A 22,396-nucleotide genomic window follows, 5' to 3' on the forward strand; every position below is an offset into this window, starting at 1 on the left:
ATTCACAATGGAAATCAGTCTGTTGCAGGCTTTCGCGCTGGGGCTTCTCGCCTTTATCGCGGGCCTGGATATGTTTAACGGCTTAACACACATGCACCGTCCGGTGGTGCTCGGGCCACTGGTTGGCCTGATTCTGGGCGATCTGCACACCGGAATTCTGACCGGCGGTACGTTAGAACTGGTCTGGATGGGTCTCGCGCCGCTGGCGGGTGCGCAGCCGCCAAACGTGATTATCGGCACCATCGTTGGCACCACATTTGCCATTACCACAGGCGTGAAACCGGATGTCGCGGTTGGGGTCGCCGTGCCGTTTGCCGTGGCGGTTCAGATGGGGATCACTTTCCTCTTCTCGGTGATGTCCGGCGTGATGTCCCGCTGCGATCGCATGGCGGCTAACGCAGACACCCGTGGTATTGAACGGGTCAACTATCTGGCACTGCTGGCGCTCGGCGTCTTCTACTTCCTGTGTGCGTTTCTGCCCATCTACTTCGGGGCTGAACATGCGAAAACCGCGATTGATGTCCTGCCGGAACGTCTGATCGACGGTCTGGGCGTCGCGGGCGGTATCATGCCAGCTATCGGCTTCGCCGTGCTGCTGAAGATCATGATGAAAAACGTCTACATCCCTTACTTCATTATCGGCTTTGTCGCCGCGGCCTGGCTGAAACTGCCGGTGCTGGCGATTGCCGCGGCTGCGCTGGCGATGGCGCTGATCGACCTGCTGCGCAAATCGCCTGAACCGACGGCGCCTGCGGCCCAGAAAGAGGAATTTGAAGATGGCATCTAATCCAACCACCCTGCCGGGCGTGTCTGAAAGTGAAGAGACGCTGCTGACCGGCGTGAATGAAAACGTCTACGACGACCAGAGTATTGGCGCTGAGCTAACGAAAAAGGATATTAACCGTGTCGCCTGGCGTTCCATGCTGCTACAGGCCTCGTTCAACTACGAGCGAATGCAGGCCTCCGGCTGGCTGTATGGGCTACTGCCCGCGCTGAAAAAGATCCACACCAATAAGCGGGACCTGGCGCGCGCCATGAAAGGCCATATGGGCTTCTTTAACACCCACCCGTTCCTGGTGACCTTCGTCATCGGCATTATTCTGGCAATGGAGCGTTCCAAGCAGGATGTGAACAGCATCCAGAGCACTAAAATTGCCGTCGGTGCACCGCTCGGTGGCATTGGTGACGCCATGTTCTGGCTGACCCTGCTGCCCATTTGCGGGGGGATTGGCGCCAGCCTGGCGCTACAGGGATCCATTCTTGGCGCCGTGGTCTTTATCGTGCTGTTTAACGTGGTGCATCTCGGCCTGCGTTTTGGTCTGGCGCACTATGCCTACCGAATGGGTGTCGCCGCGATCCCGCTGATCAAGGCCAACACCAAAAAGGTTGGTCATGCTGCGTCCATTGTCGGAATGACGGTGATTGGCGCGCTGGTGGCAACCTATGTGCGCCTGAATACCACACTCGAGATTAAAGCCGGGGATGCGGTCGTCAAACTGCAAACCGATGTGATCGACAAACTGATGCCCGCCTTTCTGCCGCTGGTCTACACCCTGACCATGTTCTGGCTGGTACGCCGTGGCTGGAGCCCGCTGCGCCTGATTGGTATCACCGTGGTGCTGGGCGTTGTCGGTAAATTCTGTCACTTCCTGTAAAAGCAAAGAGGTTGCGATGTTAGGCATTATTTTGACGGGTCATGGCGGTTTTGCCAGCGGGCTGGAACAGGCGATGAAGCAAATCCTCGGCGAACAGCCGCAGTTTATCGCCATCGATTTTCCGGAAAGCTCCACCACTGCGCGGCTGACCGCGCAGCTTGAGCAGGCAGTGAATGATTTGGATGCAGAGCACGATATCGTGTTTCTCACCGATCTTCTCGGCGGTACGCCGTTTCGTGTGGCCTCTACCCTCGCGATGCAACACCCCGGCAGCGAAGTGATCACCGGCACCAATCTCCAGCTTTTGCTGGAGATGGTTCTGGAGCGCGACGGGTTAAGCAGTGAAGCATTTCGTTTGCAGGCGCTGGAGTGCGGCCATCGCGGCCTGACCAGCCTGGTGGATGAGCTTGCACGCTGTCGCGAGGAAGCGCCCGCCGAGGAAGGGATATGAGCCAGCTGCTGCGCGCGCGTCGTCTGCTTACCGGGCAGGGCTGGCTGGATGACCATCAGCTGCGCATGGATAGAGGCGTCATCACCGCCATCGAGCCGATTCCGGCAGGGGTTAACACCCGCGAGGCAGACCTGCTTTGCCCGGCATACATTGATATCCACGTCCACGGCGGCGCGGGTGTGGATGTGATGGATGATGCCCCCGACGTGCTGGACCGGTTAGCCATGCATAAAGCGCGTGAAGGTGTGGGGGCGTTTCTGCCTACCACCGTCACCGCTCCGCTGGAGGCGATCCATAACGCGTTACGGCGCATTGCCCGACGCTGTCATGTCGGTGGCCCCGGTGCGCAGGTCCTGGGCAGCTATCTGGAAGGCCCGTACTTTACGCCGCAGAACAAAGGGGCACATCCGCAAGAACTGTTTCGCGAACTGGATCTCGCGGAACTTGATGATCTGATTGCGGTTTCGCAGAACACGCTGCGGGTAGTGGCGCTTGCTCCGGAAAAAGCGGAAGCCCTGAAGGCGATCCATCACCTCAAGCAAAAAGGGATACGCGTCATGCTGGGCCACAGCGCCGCTACATACGCGCAAACCCTGGCCGCATTTGATGCAGGCGCAGCCGGGCTGGTGCACTGCTACAACGGCATGACGGGGTTACACCACCGGGAGCCCGGCATGGTTGGCGCTGGCCTTACGGACCCACGCGCGTGGCTGGAGCTTATTGCCGACGGGCATCACGTTCATCCTGGAGCCATGCGGCTGTGTTGTTGCTGCGCGAAGGATCGTACGGTGCTGATTACCGATGCCATGCAGGCGGCGGGTATGCCTGATGGGGGCTATACGTTGTGTGGTGAAAGTGTCGAGATGCAGGGCGGCGTTGTCCGCACGGCCTCAGGCGGGCTTGCGGGCAGCACGCTCGCGCTGGATGCCGCCGTGCGGAATATGGTGGAGCATACGGGGGTCGCCCCAGAGCAAGCTATCCATATGGCTTCACTGCATCCCGCCCGTCTGCTCGGTATGGATCACCTGCTGGGATCGTTAGCGCCTGGCAAACGCGCCAATATTATTGCGCTGGATGCGGGTTTACACCTCCGGCAGATTTGGATCCAGGGTCAGGCTCTTTCCCTGTAGCCCTTTCACAGTGTGCCCTGTTGGCCTTACGGAAGACGATCGTAAGGCCTTTCTTTTCCTTTCCTTGACTTTCTCCTTTCCTTTCGCGATCACACTTTTCGTTTTATTTCTTTTACGCCATTGAACTTTCGATTTCTTTTCTATAGATTTTATTTAATTGCTAAAGTGAACAAGTGAAACGAAACGAAAGATAGCGACACGTTTGCCAGCGTCTGATGTGGAATTCACACGACTAAGGACTGAGTTATGCCACAAACCACTACCGCCGCCACCGGCACCTGGACCGAAAAAGAGATCCGCCAGCAGCCAGCCAGCTGGCTTCGCTCGCTCAACAATATTGATAATCTGCGCGCGTCGATCGACAGTTTTCTGACGCCACTGTTGCGCAAGCCCGATCTGCGGATCGTTCTGACTGGCGCGGGCACGTCCGCTTTTATCGGCGACATCATTGCGCCATGGCTTGCCAGCCACACAGGAAAAAACATCACCGCGATACCTACGACCGATCTGGTCACCAACCCTATGGATTACTTCAGCCCTGCGCACCCGCTGCTGCTGGTCTCTTTCGCCCGTTCTGGCAATAGCCCGGAGAGCGTCGCTGCCGTTGAGCTGGCGAATCAGTTTGTACCGGAGTGCTGCCACCTGTCGATCACCTGTAATGAAGCGGGCAGCCTGTACCAGAATGCCGTCGACAGTGATAACGCCTGCGCTCTGCTCATGCCAGCCGAAACGCACGATCGCGGGTTTGCGATGACAAGCAGCATCACCACCATGATGGCGAGCTGCCTGGCGGTATTCGCACCGGAAACGATCAACAGCAAAACGTTCCGGAACGTGTCCGATCGCTGTCAGGCGATCCTCACATCGCTTGGCGATTTCAGCCCCGGCGTCTTTGGTAACGAACCGTGGAAACGCATTGTTTATCTGGGCAGCGGTGGATTACAGGGCGCCGCACGGGAGTCTGCGCTGAAAGTGCTGGAGCTGACCGCCGGCAAGCTGGCGGCATTCTACGATTCGCCAACGGGTTTCCGTCACGGGCCTAAGTCGCTGGTGGACAACGAAACGCTGGTCGTCGTGTTTGTCTCCAGCCATCCGTACACGCGTCAGTACGATCTGGATCTGCTCGCCGAGCTGCGTCGCGATCGTCAGGCTATGCGGGTAGTAGCCATTGCAGCCGAAACGGATCCGGTCATTGAAGCTGGCCCGCATATCCTGCTGCCGCCTTCTCGTTCATTTAACGATATGGAGCAGGCGTTCTGCTTCCTGATGTACGCCCAGGTCTTCGCACTGACCCAGTCTCTGCACGTTGGCAATACGCCAGATACGCCATCCGCCAGCGGTACGGTTAACCGTGTGGTCCAGGGCGTCGTTATTCATCCGTGGCAGGCTTAAGAGGACAGGCTCATGAGTATTATTTCCACCAAATATCTTTTGCAGGACGCACAGGCAAAGGGCTATGCCGTTCCGGCCTTTAACATTCATAACGCCGAGACGATCCAGGCGATCCTCGAAGTCTGTAGCGAAATGCGATCCCCGGTGATCCTCGCGGGTACGCCGGGGACGTTTAAACATATTGCGCTGGAAGAGATCTACGCCTTGTGCAGCGCATATTCCCTTACTTATGACATGCCGCTGGCGCTACACCTCGATCACCACGAATCGCTGGATGACATTCGCCGCAAAGTCCATGCCGGCGTACGTAGCGCAATGATCGACGGTAGCCATTACCCCTTCGAACAAAACGTCAAGCTGGTGAAATCGGTCGTCGATTTCTGTCACCTCAACGACTGTAGCGTCGAGGCCGAACTGGGCCGACTGGGTGGAGTGGAAGATGACATGAGCGTCGACGCCGAAAGCGCGTTCCTGACCGACCCGCAGGAAGCAAAACGCTTTGTCGAACTGACAGGCGTGGACAGCCTCGCCGTTGCCATCGGAACCGCGCACGGCCTCTATACCAAACGCCCAAAAATCGACTTCCAGCGGCTGGCCGAGATCCGCGAGGTAGTGACAGTGCCGCTGGTACTGCACGGTGCGAGCGATGTTCCGGATGAGGATGTGCGCCGCACCATTGAGCTGGGCGTCTGCAAAGTTAACGTCGCAACAGAGCTGAAAATCGCCTTCTCTGACGCAGTCAAAGCCTGGTTTGCCGAGAACCCACAGGGCAACGATCCGCGCTTCTACATGCGCGTCGGCATGGATGCCATGAAAGAGGTGGTCAGAAGCAAAATCACCGTTTGCGGCTCGGCGAACCGGCTGCTGCTTCCGGCTGAAGCCTGAACCCATCGCGCATAACGTTAGTACCTAAAAAATAACTATAAGCCTCGCAAATATGAAGGCGCGTCCTTAAGCCGGACAGCGCCTTCCATTATCCTAAAAATCCGAGGAGTCCCTACATGACACAGGAAAAGTCGTTTAAATCGAAAGCGTGGGAGTTTTTCCAGAGCCTGGGAAAGACGTTTATGTTCCCGGTTTCGCTATTGGCCTTTATGGGGTTGTTGTTAGGTATCGGTAGTTCTGTCACCAGCCCTTCCACCATCAAAAGTTTTCCCTTTCTGGGCGGTGAGTTAACGCAGCTCACCTTTGGTTTTATCGCCATGGTCGGTGGCTTTGCTTTTACCTATCTGCCGCTGATGTTTGCCATGGCGATCCCAATGGGCCTTGCCAGGCGTAATAAAGCGGTGGGCGCTTTTGCCGGATTCGTTGGCTACATGCTGATGAACATGAGCATCAATTACTACCTGACCGCCACCCACCAGCTTGCGGATGCCGCCACCATGAGACAGGTGGGACAATCCATCGTGCTTGGCATTCAAACGCTGGAGATGGGCGTGCTCGGTGGCATTGTGGTAGGGGTGATCACCTACTTCCTGCACGAACGCTTCTAGGACACGGTGCTGCACGACGCATTTGCCTTCTTTAGCGGCATTCGTTTTGTTCCGATTGTTACCGCCCTCACCCTGTCGCTGGTCGGCCTGGTCATCCCCCTGCTGTGGGAATATGTGGCAATGGGCATTGCCGGGATTGGTCATATCATCCAGAGCACCAGCGTCTTTGGGCCGTTCCTGTATGGCGTGGGCGTGCTGCTACTCAAACCTTTTGGCCTGCATCACATTCTGCTGGCGATGGTGCGCTTCACCCCGGCGGGCGGCATTGAGATGGTTAACGGCCAGGAAGTGGCCGGTGCGCTGAACATTTTCTACGCCGAGCTGAAAGCGGGTCTGCCGTTTAGCCCGCACGTTACGGCATTTTTATCGCAAGGGTTTATGCCGACCTTTATCTTCGGCCTGCCTGCCGTGGCTTACGCTATCTACCGCACCGCGCGCCCGGAAAACCGTCCGGTGATTAAAGGGCTGCTGCTTTCAGGCGTGCTGGTTTCAGTTGTCACGGGTATTTCAGAGCCAATTGAGTTCCTGTTCCTGTTTATTGCCCCTGTGCTTTACGCGTTTCATATCGTTATGTCTGGCCTGGCGCTGATGGTGATGGCGCTGCTCGGCGTCACCATCGGCAACACTGACGGCGGTATTCTGGATCTGCTGATCTTCGGCGTCATGCAGGGGATGTCGACCAAATGGTATCTGCTGTTCCCGGTGGGTATTGCCTGGTTTGCTATCTACTTCTTCGTCTTCCGCTGGTACATCCTCAAGCACGATATAAAAACGCCAGGCCGTGAGGTTGACGCGCAGGGTGCGCTCCAGGCGGTGGAAGCCAATACCCGGGCACGTGGAAAATCAAAATACGATCATGGGCTTATTCTTCGCGCGCTTGGCGGTAAAGAGAATATTGAGTCGCTCGACAACTGCATTACCCGCTTACGTCTGGTGGTGAAAGATATGGGGCTTATCGACCAGCAGGCGCTGAAGGCCGCTGGCGCCTTGTCAGTCGTGGTGCTTGATGCCCACAGCGTTCAGGTGATCATCGGCCCACAGGTGCAGAGCGTCAAATCCGGCATTGAAGCCTTAATTTAACAGGGGGTCGTTGTGTTTGATTTCGACAGAATCATTGAGCGTAAAAGCGATAAATGCCGTAAATGGGATCATGCGTTTGTGTGTTCGCGTTTCGGTGATGTCCCGGAGGGATTTATCCCGCTGTGGATAGCAGACATGGATTTCACCTCGCCACCCGCCGTGATTGAAGGCTTTCAGCGCATCGTGGAGCATGGCACCTTCGGTTACACCTGGTGCTTCGACGAATTCTACGATGCGGTCATCGCCTTCCAGCGCACCCGTCATCAGGTTGAGGTGCATAAGTCATGGATCACCCTGACCTACGGCACCGTTTCTACGCTGCACTATACGGTTCAGGCGTTCTGCAATCCCGGCGACTGCGTGATGATGAACACCCCGGTGTATGACCCGTTTGCGATGGCGACACAGCGACAGGGCGTGCGGGTGCTTGCAAATCCGCTGAGCGTGAAGGAAAACCGCTATCAGCTGGATTTTAATCTGATTGAAGTTCAGCTCAAAACTCACCGTCCAAAACTGTGGTTCTTCTGCTCGCCGCATAACCCCTCGGGCCGCATCTGGCGCGCGGATGAGATACGCCAGGTGTCCGATCTCTGTAAGCGCTACGGCACGATTCTGGTGGTTGATGAGGTTCACGCCGAGCACATTCTGGACGGTACATTCGTCAGCTGTCTGACTTCGGGCTGTGCCGCCCAGGACAACCTGATTGTGCTGACCTCCCCCAATAAAGCCTTCAACCTTGGCGGGCTAAAAACATCCTACTCAATGATTCCAGACGATTCGCTGCGCCAGCGTTTCCGCCAGCAGTTGGAGAAGAACTCCATTACCTCGCCCAATATCTTCGGCGTGTGGGGGATTATTCTGGCCTATCAGCAAGGTCTGCCATGGCTCGACGCGCTGAATGGTTATCTGCGCGGCAATGCCCGCTACCTTGCGGATGCCATCCAGACCCACTTCCCTGCATGGAAGATGATGAACCCGGAGTCGTCGTATCTCGCCTGGATAGACGTCAGTGCGGACGATCGCAGTGCGACGGCGCTAACCCAACATTTCGCCAAACAGGCTGGCGTGGTCATCGAAGATGGCAGCCACTACGTACAAAACGGCGAAAACTACCTGCGTATTAACTTCGGCACCCAGCGCTACTGGCTGGAACAGTCCATCAACCGAATGCTGAAGCATTACTGATAAGGATCTTACCCCGATGAAAACAAGGCTCACTCTCTCGCTGCTGGCTCTCTGTGTTTCTCATGGCGCGGCGGCAGCAAACTACGCGCTCAGTAACAACAATATTGCCCTTTCGTTTGATGATGCAAATGCAACGGTAGTAGTAACGGACAGCAAAGCTAACCATCCACTCACGCCCCAGGAGTTGTTCTTTCTGACGCTGCCGGATGAAACAAAAATCCACACCGCTGATTTCAAAATCAAGCACGTCGAAAAGCAGGACAACGCGATAGTCATCGACTTTACGCATCCGGATTTTAACGTAACGGTGAAACTGAACCTGGTGAAGGGAAAATACGCCAGCATCGGCTACACCATCGCCGCCGTCGGGCAGCCGCGGGACGTAGCGAAAATGACCTTCTTCCCGACGAAGAAGCAGTCTCAGGCACCTTACGTTGACGGGGCGATTAACAGCTCGCCAATCGTGGCCGACTCGTTCTTCATCCTGCCAGACAAACCGATTGTGAATACTTACGCTTATGAAGCCACCACGAACCTCAACGTGGAGCTGAAAACGCCAATTCTGCCTGAGACACCGGTCAGTTTTACCACCTGGTTCGGCACTTTCCCGGAAACTAATCAGCTGCGGCGCAGCGTAAACCAGTTTATCGATGCCGTGCGCCCGCGGCCTTATAAGCCTTATCTGCACTACAACAGCTGGATGGACATTGGCTTCTTTACTCCTTACTCCGAGCAGGATGTCATTGGGCGGATGGACGAATGGAATAAAGAATTTATTGCCGGACGCGGGGTGGCGCTGGACGCGTTCCTGCTGGACGATGGCTGGGACGATCGCACCGGACGCTGGCTGTTTGGCCCGGCATTCAGCAACGGTTTTGGCAAAGTCAGGGAAAAAGCCGATAGCCTGCATAGCTCGGTTGGGCTGTGGCTTTCACCGTGGGGCGGTTACAACAAGCCGCGCGATATTCGCGTCTCGCATGCAAAAGAGTATGGTTTCGAAACCGTAGACGGCAAGCTGGCGCTGTCGGGGCCGAACTACTTTAAAAACTTTAACGATCAGATCATTAAGCTGATCAAAAACGAGCACATTACCTCGTTTAAGCTCGACGGAATGGGTAACGCCAATTCGCATATCAAGGGCAGCCCATTTGCATCGGATTTTGACGCGTCCATTGCCCTGCTGCACAACATGCGCAGCGCAAACCCGAACCTGTTTATCAACCTGACCACCGGGACCGACGCGAGCCCGTCCTGGCTGTTCTATGCTGATTCAATCTGGCGTCAGGGCGATGATATCAACCTGTACGGTCCCGGCACGCCAGTGCAGCAGTGGATGACCTACCGGGATGCCGAAACTTATCGCTCCATCGTACGCAAAGGCCCGCTGTTCCCGCTGAACTCCCTGATGTACCACGGGATCGTCAGTGCAGAGAACGCTTACTATGGACTGGAGAAAGTACAAACGGACGGTGATTTTGCCGATCAGGTCTGGAGCTACTTCGCGACCGGAACTCAACTTCAGGAGCTGTACATCACGCCGTCCATGCTTAACAAGGCGAAGTGGGACACCCTGGCACAGGCGGCGAAGTGGTCGCGTGAGAATGCCAGCGTGCTGGTGGATACGCACTGGATTGGCGGTGACCCAACTTCGCTTGAGGTTTACGGCTGGGCCTCATGGAGTAAAGACAAAGCGATTTTTGGTTTACGCAACCCGTCGGATAAGCCGCAACGTTACTACCTGGATTTAACCAAAGATTTTGAGATCCCGGCAGGAGAGCGCTCGCAGTTTACCCTGAAAGCCGTGTACGGCAGTAATTCGACCGTACCAGAGGAGTATAAAAACGCTGTGGTGATTACGCTGCAACCGCTGGAAACGCTGGTGTTTGAGGCGATGCCGGGAAAATAGTGAGGCTTTGACACGGTGTAGGCCGGGTAAGGCGAAGCCGTCACCCGGCAAAACAGGCGGCAGGGGCTTACTCCCCCTGCTGCTCCAGCGCATATTTATACAGCGCATTTTTCTTCACGCCGTGGATCTCCGCCGCCAGCGCCGCCGCTTTTTTCAGGGGGAGTTCAACCTGTAGCAGGGCCAGCGTACGCAGCGCATCGGCAGGCAGGGCGTCTTCCTGCGCTTTATGCCCTTCGACAATCAGCACCATTTCGCCCTTGCGGCGGTTCTCATCCTCTTTCACCCACGCCAGCAGTTCGCCAACCGGCGCACCGTGGATCGTTTCCCAGGTTTTGGTCAGCTCGCGCGCCAGCACCACGTAGCGGGATTCGCCCCAGACGGTAACCATATCGTCCAGGCTTTCCAGCAGGCGGTGGGTTGATTCGTAAAAAATCAGGGTACGCGGCTCTGCTTCCAGATCCTTTAACACGTCGCGACGGCCTTTGGATTTAGCAGGCAGGAAACCTTCGTAGCAGAAACGATCGGACGGCAGGCCCGCCGCACTTAATGCGGCAATAGCAGCACACGGCCCCGGCAGCGGCACAACGCGGATCCCTGCTTCACGGCAGGTGCGCACCAGATGGTAGCCCGGATCGTTGATAAGCGGCGTACCCGCATCGGAGACCAGCGCGATGTTCTGCCCTTCTTTCAGCTTCGCCACCAGCGTTTCGGCTTTTTGTTGCTCATTGTGATCGTGCAGGGCAAACAGACGGGCGTTAATGGCAAAGTGCTGCAGCAGTAAACCGGTATGACGGGTGTCTTCAGCAGCAATTAAATCAACAGCTTGCAATACAGTGAGTGCACGTTGGGTAATATCAGACAAATTCCCGATAGGAGTAGGTACAATATAAAGCTGGCCTTGAGAATTATCTGCCGTTTCGTGTTGTTTCATTGTTTCGTCCGTATTGCCGATTTAATATTGAGCATTGCGTAAAAAAATCACTGGATACAGTATGGTACCGTTAACGTTTCTTCGAAAAAAAGCCGCGCACAGCGTGCCCCTCCTGCTGGCAGCCCTGATCTTTACCGGCTGCGGCACCCAGGCACCCGACCAGAGCACTGCTCATATGCAGGGATCCGCTCAGGCTGATTCTGGCTTTTATCTGCAACAAATGTCGCAGAGTTCAAATGATACCAGGATCAACTGGCAATTACTCGCCATTCGTGCACTGCTGAAGGAAGGAAAAACCCAGCAGGCTGCCGAGCTGTTCAGCCAGCTGCCGCAGGATCTTAACGACGATCAGCGCCATGAGCAGACGCTGCTGTCGGCAGAACTGAAGGTCGCGCAGAAAGATTTCGACGGCGCGAAGAAGATCCTCGGCACTATCGAACTGAGCGCGCTGGATAAGAATCAGCAGGCCCGTTTCTGGCAGGCCGGTATCACCGCTGAGCAGGGTCGCCCCTCCCTGACGCTTCTCCGTGCGCTGATTGCCCAGGAGCCTCTGCTCGCGGGTGCGGACAAGCAGAAAAATATTGACGCAACCTGGCAGGCACTCGCCTCCATGACCCAGGATCAGGCCAGAGCGCTGGTGATCAACGCCGATGAAAATGTCCTGCAAGGCTGGCTGGATCTGCAACAGATGTGGTTCAACAACCGCAGCGATCCGAACATGCTGAAAGCCGGCATTACCGACTGGCAAAAGCGCTACCCGCAAAACCCGGGAGCAAAAATGCTGCCAACGCAGCTGGTGAACGTGCAAAACTTTAAGCCCGCCTCCACCAGCAAAATCGCCCTGCTGCTGCCGTTAAACGGCCAGGCAGCGGTGTTTGGCCGCGCCATTCAGCAAGGTTTTGAAGCCGCGAAAAACGGCACTACCGCCGTCACCGGCAGCGCCGTTCCGGCGCAGGCAGCACAGGCGGCGAATGTGAATGACGTCGTCAGTCCGTCAGCCGCCGAAACCAGCGACCTGACCACCGCGCAAACCCCTGCCCAGGGCACCATGCAGAATCCGGTTACCGCCCCAACGACGCAACCCGCTACCTCAGCGCCTGCGGCAACACAGGCCCCGGCTGAAACCCCGGCGCCCGCGACGGCAGAACAACCTCAGCCGCAAACCGCGCAGCCGGAACAGCAGCCAGCAGCCCAGCCGCAGGCTGTGGCCACCACCAGCGCTAACCCTGGTGCAGAGTTGAAAATCTACGACACCACCGCCCAGCCGCTTGACCAGGTGCTGGCGCAGGTTCAGCAGGACGGGGCCAGCATCGTTGTCGGCCCGCTGTTGAAAAACAACGTGGAAGCGCTGATGAAGAGCAACACCACGCTGAACGTGCTTGCGCTTAACCAGCCAGAGCAGGTTCAGAACCGCGCCAATATCTGTTACTTCGCCCTCTCTCCGGAGGATGAAGCCCGCGATGCGGCCCGTCATATCCACGAGCAGGGCAAACAGGCGCCGCTGCTGCTGATCCCACGCAGCACGCTGGGCGACCGCGTTGCCAACGCCTTTGCGCAAGAGTGGCAGACCCTTGGCGGTGGCGTGGTGTTGCAGCAGAAATTTGGCTCAGCTTCCGAACTGAGAGCGGGCGTGAACGGCGGGGCAGGTATTGCCCTCAACGGTAGCCCGGTATCCGCCAGCCTGCCGCAGCAGCAGAGCGTCACCATCGGCGGTCTGACGATCCCAGCCCCCCCTACCGACGCGCAAATCAGCGGCGGCGGTAAAGTGGATTCGGCGTACATCGTCGCTACGCCGGAAGAGATCGCCTTTATCAAACCAATGATCGCCATGCGTAACGGCAGCCAGAGCGGCGCAACGCTCTACGCCAGCTCCCGCAGCGCACAGGGTACCGCAGGCCCGGATTTCCGTCTGGAAATGGAAGGACTGCAATACAGCGAGATCCCTATGCTGGCAGGCAGCAACCCGCAGTTGATGCAGCAGGCGCTGGGCGCGGTGCGCAATGATTATTCCCTGGCGCGTCTGTACGCGATGGGCGTCGATGCCTGGGCGCTGGCAAACCACTTTACCCAGATGCGCCAGGTACCGGGCTTTGAGCTTAACGGGAATACCGGCGATCTGACCGCCGATCAGGATTGTGTGATTAACAGGAAGTTATCATGGCTCAAATACCAGCAGGGGCAGATCGTCCCGGCCAGTTAAGCCGCAAAGAGACCGGCGACGCGTGGGAGCTAAAAGCGCGCCGCTGGCTTGAAGGCAAAGGACTGCGCTTTGTCGCCGCCAACGTTCGCGGGCGCGGCGGCGAGATTGACCTGATTATGAAAGACGGTCAAACCATCGTGTTTGTTGAAGTACGCTACCGACAGTCGTCCCGTTTTGGCGGTGCTGCCGCCAGCGTGACGCTCGCCAAACAACAAAAATTATTACAGACTGCCCACTTGTGGCTTGCCCGCCATAATGGGAGTTTTGATACTGTGGATTGCCGTTTCGATGTGGTAGCCTTCACCGGAAATGCGATCGACTGGCTTAAAAACGCGTTTGGCGAAGACGCATAAATAAGATTTTAAAGGGATACCGTGCTCGAACGAATAAAAGTGTGCTTCACAGAAAGCATTCAAACGCAGATTGCCGCAGCGGAAGCCCTTCCGGACGCGATCTCGCGTGCAGCGATGACGCTGGTTCAGTCGCTGCTCAACGGCAACAAAATCCTCTGTTGTGGCAATGGCACGTCCGCCGCCAACGCACAGCATTTTGCTGCCAGCATGATCAATCGCTTCGAAACCGAGCGACCGAGTTTACCTGCCATTGCACTAAACACCGATAACGTGGTCTTAACTGCGATTGCCAACGATCGTCTGCATGACGAAATTTACGCCAAGCAGGTGCGCGCCTTAGGCCATGCCGGAGACGTGCTGCTGGCGATCTCCACGCGCGGTAACAGCCGGGATATCGTTAAGGCGGTTGAAGCGGCAGTAACCCGGGACATGACGATTGTCGCCCTGACCGGTTACGACGGCGGTGAGCTGGCTGGCCTGCTGGGGCCGCAGGATGTGGAGATCCGCATTCCTTCGCACCGTAGCGCCCGCATCCAGGAGATGCATATGCTCACGGTGAACTGCTTATGCGATCTGATCGATAACACGCTTTTCCCTCACCAGGATGATTAAGGAGTTCTCATGAAGGTTTTATCGGCCCTTGCAGTCGTGATGTCTGCATTACTGCTTCAGGGATGCATCGCTGCCGCTGTAGTCGGTACCGCAGCGGTCGGCACCAAAGCAGCGACCGATCCGCGTACCGTTGGGACGCAGGTGGATGACGGTACGCTTGAGCTGCGCGTAAACAGTGCGCTGTCGAAAGACGAACAGATCAAGAAGGAAGCACGCATTAACGTGACGGCTTATCAGGGTAAAGTTCTGCTGGCAGGCCAGGCGCCAACCCCTGAACTCGCCTCGCGCGCCAAACAGATCGCGATGGGCGTAGAAGGTACGGCGGAAGTGTTTAACGAGATCCGCCAGGGCCAGCCGATTGGTCTCGGCACCGCGTCATCTGATACCTGGATCACCACCAAAGTGCGTTCCCAGCTGCTGGGTACCGACCAGGTGAAATCCTCAAACGTGAAAGTAACCACGGAGAACGGCGAAGTGTTCCTGCTGGGCCTGGTGACAGAACGTGAAGGGAAAGCGGCGGCGGATATCGCCAGCCGGGTGAGCGGCGTGAAGCACGTCACCACCGCCTTTACTTATATCAAGTAATTCACACCTGACTGTAAGCCCGGTAAGCGCCAGCGCCACCGGGCTTTCTTTCACACCAGCGCCATACTCCCCACAATCACTCCGCTCAACGCCACCAGCCCCGCCGTCAGCCACAGCGCTTTCGCCGGGAATGACTTACGCAGCATGATCAGCGACGGCAGGCTCACCGCCGGCAGCGTGATGAGCAGCGCCAGCGCCGGTGCGGTACCCATGCCAGCCATCATCATGGTCTGAATAATCGGGATCTCCGCCGCGGTTGGGATCACAAACAGGCAACCGGCCACCGCCATCGCAATCACCCACATCAGCGTGTTGTCGATAGCGTCATCCGCATGCGGGAACAGCCAGACGCGCGCCGCCCCCAGCACCAGTACGGCCAGGATATAGACCGGGATTGTGCTCCAGAAAAGCTGCCACAGCGCTTTGCCCCAGCGAGATAAGAAACTGCCCTGCGGATCGCTGAGGTCCAGCTCAACGGAGGCAGGCCCGGCCTCGTTGTCTTTCACCAGGTGCTGCACCAGCGTAGCGACAAGCACCACCGTCAGCAGGCCAGCCGCCAGACGGATAAACGCGAAATGCCAGCCGAGAACGAAGCCCATAAACACCAGCGTTGCCGGGTTCAGCAGGGGGTTACCCATCCAGAAGGCAAGCGCACCGCCCATCGACACGCGCTGTCGGCGCATACCCGCCGCCACCGGTGCAGCGCAGCAGGAGCACATCATGCCCGGCAGGGAGAAAATCGTTCCCAGCAGCGTGCCCTGCAAGCGCGGTTGTCCCAGGGTTTTTATCAGCCAGTTACGCGGGATAAGTACCTGAATCAGCGAGCCCAGCAATACGCCCAATACCGCCGCTTTCCAGACGGCAAGAAAATAGACCATTGCGTAATCCCACGCCGCGCGAAGCGGGCTGGAATCGGCCTGCGCGAGAATCGATTTACCGATGCTGTGGGTGTCGGCGGCGGTGAAGGCTTTACCGTAGTACGGCTGCCATTTCACATACCAGAGGCCAATGATGACCACGAGAAAGAAGAGTGCGGGCTTCCACCACTGAACAGGTGTTGCCGCCTGAGATGAAGACTGACCAGTCATACCATTCCCCGGAAGGTGTTATTTAATAAGCCGGGGAAGTTTACGCCTCGCCCTGCGCGATTTCACGCAGTTTTGCCGAAGGGATAATATTAACCCCCTCTTGCGACGGAGCCAGTGCCTCTTTCAGCATCGCCTGCGCGACATCCCGCGCCTCGATGGACTTCCAGTTACCGGGCAGGATGCGAAACAGCGGAGCGAAAAAAGACTCGTTAAAACGCCGTTCGTCGCGGTGGCCCATCAGCATGGAAGGCCGCACGATGGTCAGGCGCTCCCATTGCTGCGCGATTAACGCCTCTTCCATTTTGCCCTTCACCTGGTTGTAAAAAAACGGCGAGCCTGCGTTCGCGCCGTGCGCGCTGACCACCAGGAAATGCTTTGCACCCAGCTTTTTGGCCGTCAGGGCGGTATCTACCACCAGCGTGTAATCTGCATGGACAAAGGCTTCCTTACTGCCCGCTTCCCGTCGGGTGGTGCCAAGGCAGCAAAAGGCGATATCAATGGGATCCTGCACCTGCGCCAGCGCGTCGGTAAGCTGGGGATCGTGCGGGTTATAGACGCCGGTGATATCCAACAGCGGGCGACGCGTCGGGGCGGCGATATAGTTGATATGCCGATCCTGGATCAGCAGCCGCAGCAGATGTCCACCCACCAGCCCGGTTGCGCCGGTAATCAGTACCTGACTCATCTTGTCCCCTTTACAGAATTGTCCGTTTGCGATCTGGGCCTGCTCTACCACACTTAAAAGTCTGTTACCGGTAAGTATTTACCACAAACGGGAAAAAAACAGTCTGAAGCGAAAACAACGGAGGAAGCATGGGTAAAAAAATCGCAGTCTTGATTACCGACGAGTTTGAAGATTCAGAATTTACGTCGCCAGCAGAGGCATTCCGCAAGGCGGGCCACGAGGTGGTCACCATCGAAAAAGAAGCGGGTAAAACCGTGAAGGGCCACAAGGGTGAAGCCAGCGTGACCATTGACGAATCCATTGATAACGTCAGCCCGTCGGATTTCGACGCCCTGCTGTTACCGGGCGGCCATTCACCGGATTCCCTGCGCGGGGACGAGCGTTTCGTCACCTTTACCCGTGACTTCGTCGGCACCGGTAAACCGGTGTTTGCCATTTGCCACGGTCCGCAGCTGCTGATCAGCGCCGAGGTGGTACGCGGGCGTAAGCTCACCGCGGTGAAACCGATCGTTATCGATCTGAAAAACGCCGGTGCCGAGTTCTACGATCAGGAAGTGGTGAACGATAACGATCAGCTGATCACCAGCCGTACGCCGGACGATCTTCCAGCGTTTAACCGCGAAGCGCTACGCCTGCTCGGTGCGTAACCAGTGCAGCTTCTTGCCAAAGCCCAGGGTGTTGTCGGTAAATTTCAGCTCATCGAGGCGGATTTCCCACACCGGGGCTTTTAGCGCTGCGGCCACCGGGAAGCGGCGCGTATAGCGTTTACGCTGGGCGTCGCTTTCCTCACCTTCCAGGCGACGAATTTCGCCTTTGAACTGGACCCCGCGGATCAGTGCAACGGTTTTAGGCTGACCATTTACCGTGCCCGCCACTTTTGCCTGTTGGCCCGTCATCTGCGCATGCCGCGTTTTGTCTTCGCTCATCACGTAAAAGGCCACGCGCTCGGGATCGTAGTAATAAAAGGCATTTGCGCACCACATCTCCTCGTCTTTACAGACGCACCAGGTCACAACATGCTGCTTTGCCAGCCAGCGGTTAATGGCGGCCAGTGTTTCCATTTTCGCTCTCTCTCATGCTATGGTGCGTTCACCTTAACATACTGAATCTGTTTACCGTGTGCTGGTTTCTCTATCTTGTCCGAACCGCTGATAACGCACTCTACACCGGGATCACTACCGATGTGGCACGGCGTTTTTTACAACATCAAACGGGAAAAGGGGCGAAAGCACTGCGGGGGAAAGGTGAACTTCAGCTGGCGTTTTCAGCCGCCGTGGGCGACAGATCCCTGGCGCTCAGGCTGGAATACCGCATCAAGCAGCTGACGAAGCGCCAGAAAGAGCGTCTCGTCAACGGGGACGGCTCTTTCGAGGCGCTACGCGAAAGCCTGCTTAAAAACGATTGAAATGATCGTGGTACTCCACCAGACCGGTAACCCCATCGAGCGAATCGTCCGCCAGAGGATGTACCAGGAAAGATGTTTCCGTGCCTGGCCAGTGGCAGCGCAGATCGTATCTGGACGCTGGCTCAAAGCCTAAACGCTCGTAGAACGCCGGATCGCCCAGAACGACGACAGCGGCATAGCCGAATTCATTCAGGGAATCCAGCCCTTCATAGACCAGCTGGCGTGCCAGGCCCTGTCCACGGTAGTTTTCATCCACCGCCAGCGGCGCCATGCCGACCCACTGCAACTCTTCACCCTGCACAATCACCGGGCTGAACGCCACGTAGCCGACTACCTGCCCTTCATCGTCGGTGGCAACCAGGCCCAGCGTAATCAGGCCATCTTCGCGAAGATCGTGAACCAGTTGAGCTTCGGCGTCGCCTGCAAAAGAGCGGCGTAACAACGCATCGATACCCGGCGCATCAATCCCAATTTCGACTCGAATCAGCATGGTTCACCTACTGAAGTGTGTTTACTGTCCGGCGGGGTTTTTAGCCCGGCCTCAACGAAATCTGCCATTTGCATCAACATCATACGCAGTGCGTTCGGCATCTGCTCCAGCTCAATGGCATCCATTAAATTTTTGACGTACAGACCGAGCTCCGTGTCGCCTTCAATCACCAGACGACGCTGGAAGAAAAGGGTGTCCGGATCCTGTTTGCGCGCGGCGATCATCAGCAGATCGCTGGCATCCGCGCTAAAGCTGACATCCGCCTCGGCGGTTTCACGGACGATAAGCCGATCGTTCTCTACGGAAGTAAACCAGCGCAACCCGATATCGCGTACTTCAATCTTTAACCAGCGGCCTTCCAGAAACTCAAGCTCACCGTCCTGTAGCGCCTGGCGGAACTGCCAGCTCAGTACCTGTTCCAGCACCTGGCGTTTAAGCGCGAACGGCGCCAGTTTTACCGGCACGCTCAGCATTGATGGGCCAAATTGTACGAGACGTGAACGCAGTTTATCCAGCACGAGCTTTACTCCCTGATAGCTATAGTCCTGCTATTTTGCCATATCCCGACAAGAAGATAGCGGCGTAAATCAACAAACCGTTGTCCGGTATACCTCATTATTGGTGCCATCAATACGCCATTAGCTGCCTTAAATCAAAAATTGTCGCGTATGGGTTAATTAAAATCCCAGCTCGTTAACATTTTTTACGATCCCTGCGATCGACAACATCGGGATAAATTATGGAGCTGCTCTGCCCTGCCGGAAACCTTCCGGCGCTTAAGGCGGCCATCGAAAATGGGGCCGATGCGGTCTATATCGGGCTGAAAGATGATACCAATGCCCGCCATTTTGCGGGTCTTAACTTTACGGAGAAAAAGCTTCAGGAAGCCGTTAACTTCGTTCACCAGCACCGGCGCAAACTGCACATCGCCATCAATACCTTTGCCCATCCTGATGGCTACGCCCGCTGGCAGCGCGCCGTGGATATGGCGGCCCAGCTGGGCGCCGATGCGTTGATCCTGGCCGACCTCGCTATGCTTGAGTATGCGGCAGAACGTTATCCGCATATTGAGCGCCACGTCTCTGTTCAGGCATCGGCCACCAATGAAGAGGCCGTGCGTTTTTATCATCGACACTTTGACGTGGCTCGCGTGGTGCTGCCGCGCGTGCTCTCTATTCATCAGGTTAAGCAACTGGCGCGCGTCACGCCAGTGCCGCTGGAGGTTTTTGCCTTCGGCAGCCTGTGCATCATGGCCGAAGGCCGCTGCTATCTTTCTTCCTATCTCACCGGGGAATCGCCAAATACCGTCGGCGCCTGCTCGCCTGCCCGCTTCGTTCGCTGGCAGCAAACGCCGCAGGGACTGGAGTCGCGCCTGAATAACGTGTTAATCGACCGCTATCAGGACGGTGAAAACGCGGGCTACCCGACACTGTGCAAAGGCCGCTATCTGGTGGACGGCGAGCGCTACCACGCGCTGGAGGAGCCCACCAGCCTCAACACGCTGGAGCTGCTGCCGGAACTGCTGGCCGCCAACATTGCCTCGGTGAAAATCGAAGGCCGCCAGCGTAGCCCGGCCTACGTGAGCCAGGTGGCGAAGGTGTGGCGTCAGGCCATCGACCGCTGCATGGCGGACCCGCAAAACTACGCCCCGCAGGCGGCCTGGATGGAGACGCTCGGTGCGATGTCCGAAGGCACGCAAACCACGCTCGGCGCGTATCACCGTAAATGGCAGTGAGATAATCATGAAATATTCATTAGGGCCGGTGCTTTACTACTGGCCAAAAGAGACGCTGGAAGGTTTTTACCAGCAGGCGGCTAACAGCAGCGCCGATGTGATTTACCTCGGCGAAGCGGTGTGCAGCAAGCGCCGCGCCACCAAAGTGGGCGACTGGCTGGATATGGCGAAAAGCCTGGCCGGCAGCGGCAAGCAGGTGGTGCTCTCGACGCTGGCGCTGGTGCAGGCGTCCTCTGAACTGGGCGAGCTGAAGCGCTACGTCGAAAACGGTGAGTTCCTGCTGGAGGCGAGCGACCTGGGCGTGGTGAACATGTGCGCCGAGCGTAAGCTGCCGTTTGTCGCCGGACATGCGCTGAACTGCTATAACGCGGTGACCTTGCGCCTGCTGCTCAAACAGGGGATGACACGCTGGTGCATGCCGGTTGAGCTCTCCCGCGACTGGCTGGTCAACCTGCTAAATCAGTGTGACGAGCTGGGCATTCGCAATCAGTTTGAAGTCGAAGTGCTGAGCTACGGCCATCTGCCGCTGGCCTACTCTGCCCGCTGCTTCACCGCGCGTTCCGAAGATCGCCCGAAAGACGAGTGTGAGACCTGCTGCATTAAGTACCCGAACGGACGCAGCATGCTGTCGCAGGAGAATCAGCAGGTGTTTGTCCTCAACGGCATTCAGACTATGAGCGGTTACGTCTATAACCTCGGCAACGAGCTGGCGTCAATGCATGGGCTGGTGGATATGGTGCGTCTTTCGCCGCTCGATACCGGCGTGTTCGCCATGCTGGACGCCTTCCGCACCAACGAAAACGGCGCCTCGCCGCTGCCGCTGACGGCAAACAGCGACTGCAACGGTTACTGGAAACGTCTCGCCGGGCTGGAATTGCAGGGGTAAAAAAGCTCACTTTGTTAACAACGGTTATCATTTTTTAATGCAGTATTAAAGATTGACCGTCGACAAAGTGAGCTGTTATGACTGACAAAACCATTCCGTTTTCGGTGCTGGATCTGGCACCGATTCCACAAGGCTCCTCGGCAAGAGAAGCCTTTTCGCACTCTCTGGATCTGGCTCAGCTTGCCGAAAAACGTGGCTATCACCGCTACTGGCTGGCGGAGCACCATAATATGGTGGGCATCGCCAGCGCCGCCACCTCAGTACTGATTGGCTATCTGGCGGCGAATACCACTACTTTGCACCTTGGCTCCGGTGGCGTGATGCTGCCGAACCATGCCCCGCTGGTGATTGCCGAGCAGTTTGGCACCCTGAATACACTCTACCCCGGTCGCATTGATTTGGGTCTTGGCCGCGCGCCGGGCAGCGACCAGCCGACCATGCGCGCCCTGCGTCGCCATATGAGCGGCGATATCGACAACTTCCCGCGTGATGTAGCGGAGCTGGTAGACTGGTTCGATGCGAGCGATCCTAACCCGCACGTGCGCCCGGTGCCGGGCTACGGCGAGAAAATCCCGGTGTGGCTGTTAGGCTCAAGTCTGTACAGCGCACAGCTTGCCGCACAGCTGGGGCTGCCGTTCGCGTTCGCTTCCCACTTCGCACCGGATATGCTGCATCAGGCTCTGCATCTCTACCGCACAAACTTCAAGCCTTCCGAGCGTCTTGAGAAGCCGTATGCGATGGTGTGCATCAATATCATTGCCGCCGACAGCAACCGCGACGCGGAATTCCTGTTTACCTCCATGCAGCAGGCGTTTGTGAAGCTGCGTCGCGGCGAGACGGGCCAGTTGCCACCACCGGTAGAAAATATGCATCAGCTGTGGTCGGCCTCCGAGCAGTATGGCGTGCAGCAGGCCCTGAGCATGTCGCTGGTGGGTGATAAGGCGAAGGTGCGTCACGGTCTGGAGGCAGTGCTACGAGAAACGCAGGCGGATGAAATTATGGTCAACGGCCAGATTTTCGATCATCAGGCGCGTTTGCATTCATTTGATCTGGCGATGCAGGTGAAAGAGGAGTTGGTGGGGTAGTTTTTTGCCGGATGGCGGCTTCGCCTTATCCGGCCTACGCGATCCCTGT

General features: G+C 57.1%; 23 protein-coding genes and 1 pseudogene. 18 read left to right on the forward strand and 6 right to left on the reverse strand.

Translation table 11 applies throughout. The features are described from left to right. Positions 1–7: 7 nt before the first annotated feature. From agaW to ACOTXC_RS17270, 9 genes and pseudogenes are all read left to right on the forward strand, one after another. A complete protein-coding gene (gene agaW / locus ACOTXC_RS17230) occupies positions 8–787 on the forward strand; it encodes a PTS N-acetylgalactosamine transporter subunit IIC (RefSeq protein WP_003861730.1) in 780 nt (259 codons plus the stop codon). Then, on the forward strand, positions 777–1,655 hold the full coding sequence (agaE, locus tag ACOTXC_RS17235) for a PTS N-acetylgalactosamine transporter subunit IID (RefSeq protein WP_333027997.1): 879 nt from the start codon (positions 777–779) through the stop codon (positions 1,653–1,655). Before agaW ends, agaE begins: the two co-directional genes overlap by 11 nt. 16 nt (positions 1,656–1,671) lie before the next feature. Then, a complete protein-coding gene (gene agaF / locus ACOTXC_RS17240; RefSeq protein ID WP_032626392.1) occupies positions 1,672–2,106 on the forward strand; it encodes a PTS galactosamine/N-acetylgalactosamine transporter subunit IIA in 435 nt (144 codons plus the stop codon). Then, positions 2,103–3,236 carry an N-acetylglucosamine-6-phosphate deacetylase gene (nagA, locus tag ACOTXC_RS17245; protein ID WP_058677044.1) on the forward strand — a complete coding sequence of 378 codons (1,134 nt, stop codon included), beginning with the start codon at positions 2,103–2,105 and terminating at the stop codon, positions 3,234–3,236. The genes agaF and nagA overlap by 4 nt, the downstream gene beginning before the upstream one ends. 246 nt (positions 3,237–3,482) lie before the next feature. Further along, positions 3,483–4,628 carry an SIS domain-containing protein gene (locus ACOTXC_RS17250; protein ID WP_421767860.1) on the forward strand — a complete coding sequence of 382 codons (1,146 nt, stop codon included), beginning with the start codon at positions 3,483–3,485 and terminating at the stop codon, positions 4,626–4,628. Positions 4,629–4,640: 12 nt separating this feature from the next. Beyond that, positions 4,641–5,513 carry a tagatose-bisphosphate aldolase subunit KbaY gene (gene kbaY / locus ACOTXC_RS17255; RefSeq protein ID WP_003861740.1) on the forward strand — a complete coding sequence of 291 codons (873 nt, stop codon included), beginning with the start codon at positions 4,641–4,643 and terminating at the stop codon, positions 5,511–5,513. A gap of 116 nt (positions 5,514–5,629) precedes the next feature. Further along, positions 5,630–7,201 (forward strand): annotated as a pseudogene (gene malX / locus ACOTXC_RS17260) (maltose/glucose-specific PTS transporter subunit IIBC). A 12-nt stretch (positions 7,202–7,213) separates the two neighbouring features. Further along, positions 7,214–8,386 (forward strand): MalY/PatB family protein, encoded by a 1,173-nt coding sequence (locus ACOTXC_RS17265; protein ID WP_023307051.1) that lies wholly within the window; start codon positions 7,214–7,216, stop codon positions 8,384–8,386. 16 nt (positions 8,387–8,402) lie between these two features. After that, positions 8,403–10,292, forward strand: coding sequence for an enterotoxin (locus tag ACOTXC_RS17270; RefSeq protein ID WP_032626403.1), 1,890 nt, complete (start codon positions 8,403–8,405; stop codon positions 10,290–10,292). Between the two features lie 67 nt (positions 10,293–10,359). On the opposite strand, the gene rsmI is transcribed toward ACOTXC_RS17270, so the two are convergent. Continuing rightward, entirely contained in the window at positions 10,360–11,223 is an 864-nt protein-coding gene (gene rsmI, locus ACOTXC_RS17275) for a 16S rRNA (cytidine(1402)-2'-O)-methyltransferase (RefSeq protein ID WP_271075421.1), read from the reverse strand. A gap of 61 nt (positions 11,224–11,284) precedes the next feature. Here rsmI and ACOTXC_RS17280 point away from each other — a divergent pair, with 61 nt between their 5' ends. From ACOTXC_RS17280 to dolP, 4 genes are read left to right on the forward strand one after another with little or no spacing between them, the layout of a single operon-like run. Next, complete coding sequence (locus tag ACOTXC_RS17280; RefSeq protein WP_421767861.1) at positions 11,285–13,423, forward strand: penicillin-binding protein activator; 2,139 nt, start codon at positions 11,285–11,287, stop codon at positions 13,421–13,423. Further along, positions 13,381–13,776 carry a YraN family protein gene (locus tag ACOTXC_RS17285; protein ID WP_022649504.1) on the forward strand — a complete coding sequence of 132 codons (396 nt, stop codon included), beginning with the start codon at positions 13,381–13,383 and terminating at the stop codon, positions 13,774–13,776. Before ACOTXC_RS17280 ends, ACOTXC_RS17285 begins: the two co-directional genes overlap by 43 nt. A 21-nt stretch (positions 13,777–13,797) precedes the next feature. Continuing rightward, the gene (gene diaA / locus ACOTXC_RS17290) at positions 13,798–14,388 is read left to right on the forward strand and encodes a DnaA initiator-associating protein DiaA (RefSeq protein ID WP_003861754.1); all 591 of its coding nucleotides are present in this window, start codon (positions 13,798–13,800) and stop codon (positions 14,386–14,388) included. Positions 14,389–14,397: 9 nt separating this feature from the next. Further along, positions 14,398–14,973 carry a division/outer membrane stress-associated lipid-binding lipoprotein gene (dolP, locus tag ACOTXC_RS17295; protein WP_022649505.1) on the forward strand — a complete coding sequence of 192 codons (576 nt, stop codon included), beginning with the start codon at positions 14,398–14,400 and terminating at the stop codon, positions 14,971–14,973. Between the two features lie 50 nt (positions 14,974–15,023). On the opposite strand, the gene ACOTXC_RS17300 is transcribed toward dolP, so the two are convergent. Beyond that, a complete protein-coding gene (locus tag ACOTXC_RS17300) occupies positions 15,024–16,061 on the reverse strand; it encodes a permease (protein WP_421767862.1) in 1,038 nt (345 codons plus the stop codon). A gap of 40 nt (positions 16,062–16,101) precedes the next feature. Beyond that, a complete protein-coding gene (locus tag ACOTXC_RS17305) occupies positions 16,102–16,746 on the reverse strand; it encodes an NAD(P)H-binding protein (RefSeq protein WP_022649507.1) in 645 nt (214 codons plus the stop codon). Positions 16,747–16,874: 128 nt separating this feature from the next. On the opposite strand from ACOTXC_RS17305, the gene ACOTXC_RS17310 reads away from it, so the two are divergent. Further along, positions 16,875–17,393: a type 1 glutamine amidotransferase domain-containing protein gene (locus ACOTXC_RS17310; protein WP_015571965.1), complete on the forward strand. Its 519-nt coding sequence runs from the start codon at positions 16,875–16,877 to the stop codon at positions 17,391–17,393. On the opposite strand, the gene ACOTXC_RS17315 is transcribed toward ACOTXC_RS17310, so the two are convergent. Continuing rightward, positions 17,373–17,807 (reverse strand): YhbP family protein, encoded by a 435-nt coding sequence (locus ACOTXC_RS17315; RefSeq protein ID WP_022649508.1) that lies wholly within the window; start codon positions 17,805–17,807, stop codon positions 17,373–17,375. The two genes, ACOTXC_RS17310 and ACOTXC_RS17315, sit on opposite strands and share 21 nt — an antisense overlap. A gap of 14 nt (positions 17,808–17,821) precedes the next feature. On the opposite strand from ACOTXC_RS17315, the gene ACOTXC_RS17320 reads away from it, so the two are divergent. Continuing rightward, positions 17,822–18,151, forward strand: a complete 330-nt coding sequence (locus ACOTXC_RS17320; RefSeq protein ID WP_003861768.1) for a GIY-YIG nuclease family protein — start codon at positions 17,822–17,824, stop codon at positions 18,149–18,151. On the opposite strand, the gene ACOTXC_RS17325 is transcribed toward ACOTXC_RS17320, so the two are convergent. Then, entirely contained in the window at positions 18,138–18,641 is a 504-nt protein-coding gene (locus tag ACOTXC_RS17325; RefSeq protein WP_022649509.1) for a GNAT family N-acetyltransferase, read from the reverse strand. The genes ACOTXC_RS17320 and ACOTXC_RS17325 overlap by 14 nt on opposite strands. Next, positions 18,635–19,159 carry a ubiquinone anaerobic biosynthesis accessory factor UbiT gene (gene ubiT, locus ACOTXC_RS17330; RefSeq protein ID WP_023307057.1) on the reverse strand — a complete coding sequence of 175 codons (525 nt, stop codon included), beginning with the start codon at positions 19,157–19,159 and terminating at the stop codon, positions 18,635–18,637. Before ubiT ends, ACOTXC_RS17325 begins: the two co-directional genes overlap by 7 nt. A 221-nt stretch (positions 19,160–19,380) precedes the next feature. Here ubiT and ubiU point away from each other — a divergent pair, with 221 nt between their 5' ends. The 3 genes from ubiU (at position 19,381) to ACOTXC_RS17345 (ending at position 22,347) form a co-directional block, all read left to right on the forward strand. Continuing rightward, on the forward strand, positions 19,381–20,376 hold the full coding sequence (gene ubiU / locus ACOTXC_RS17335; RefSeq protein WP_022649510.1) for a ubiquinone anaerobic biosynthesis protein UbiU: 996 nt from the start codon (positions 19,381–19,383) through the stop codon (positions 20,374–20,376). 7 nt (positions 20,377–20,383) lie between these two features. After that, on the forward strand, positions 20,384–21,262 hold the full coding sequence (locus ACOTXC_RS17340) for a U32 family peptidase (RefSeq protein ID WP_317579328.1): 879 nt from the start codon (positions 20,384–20,386) through the stop codon (positions 21,260–21,262). Positions 21,263–21,339: 77 nt separating this feature from the next. Beyond that, positions 21,340–22,347: a luciferase-like monooxygenase gene (locus tag ACOTXC_RS17345; protein ID WP_022649512.1), complete on the forward strand. Its 1,008-nt coding sequence runs from the start codon at positions 21,340–21,342 to the stop codon at positions 22,345–22,347. Positions 22,348–22,396: the final 49 nt, after the last annotated feature.

Source organism: Enterobacter cloacae complex sp. IR5428, from assembly GCF_049238585.1.
Classification (GTDB): Bacteria; Pseudomonadota; Gammaproteobacteria; order Enterobacterales; family Enterobacteriaceae; genus Enterobacter; species Enterobacter intestinihominis.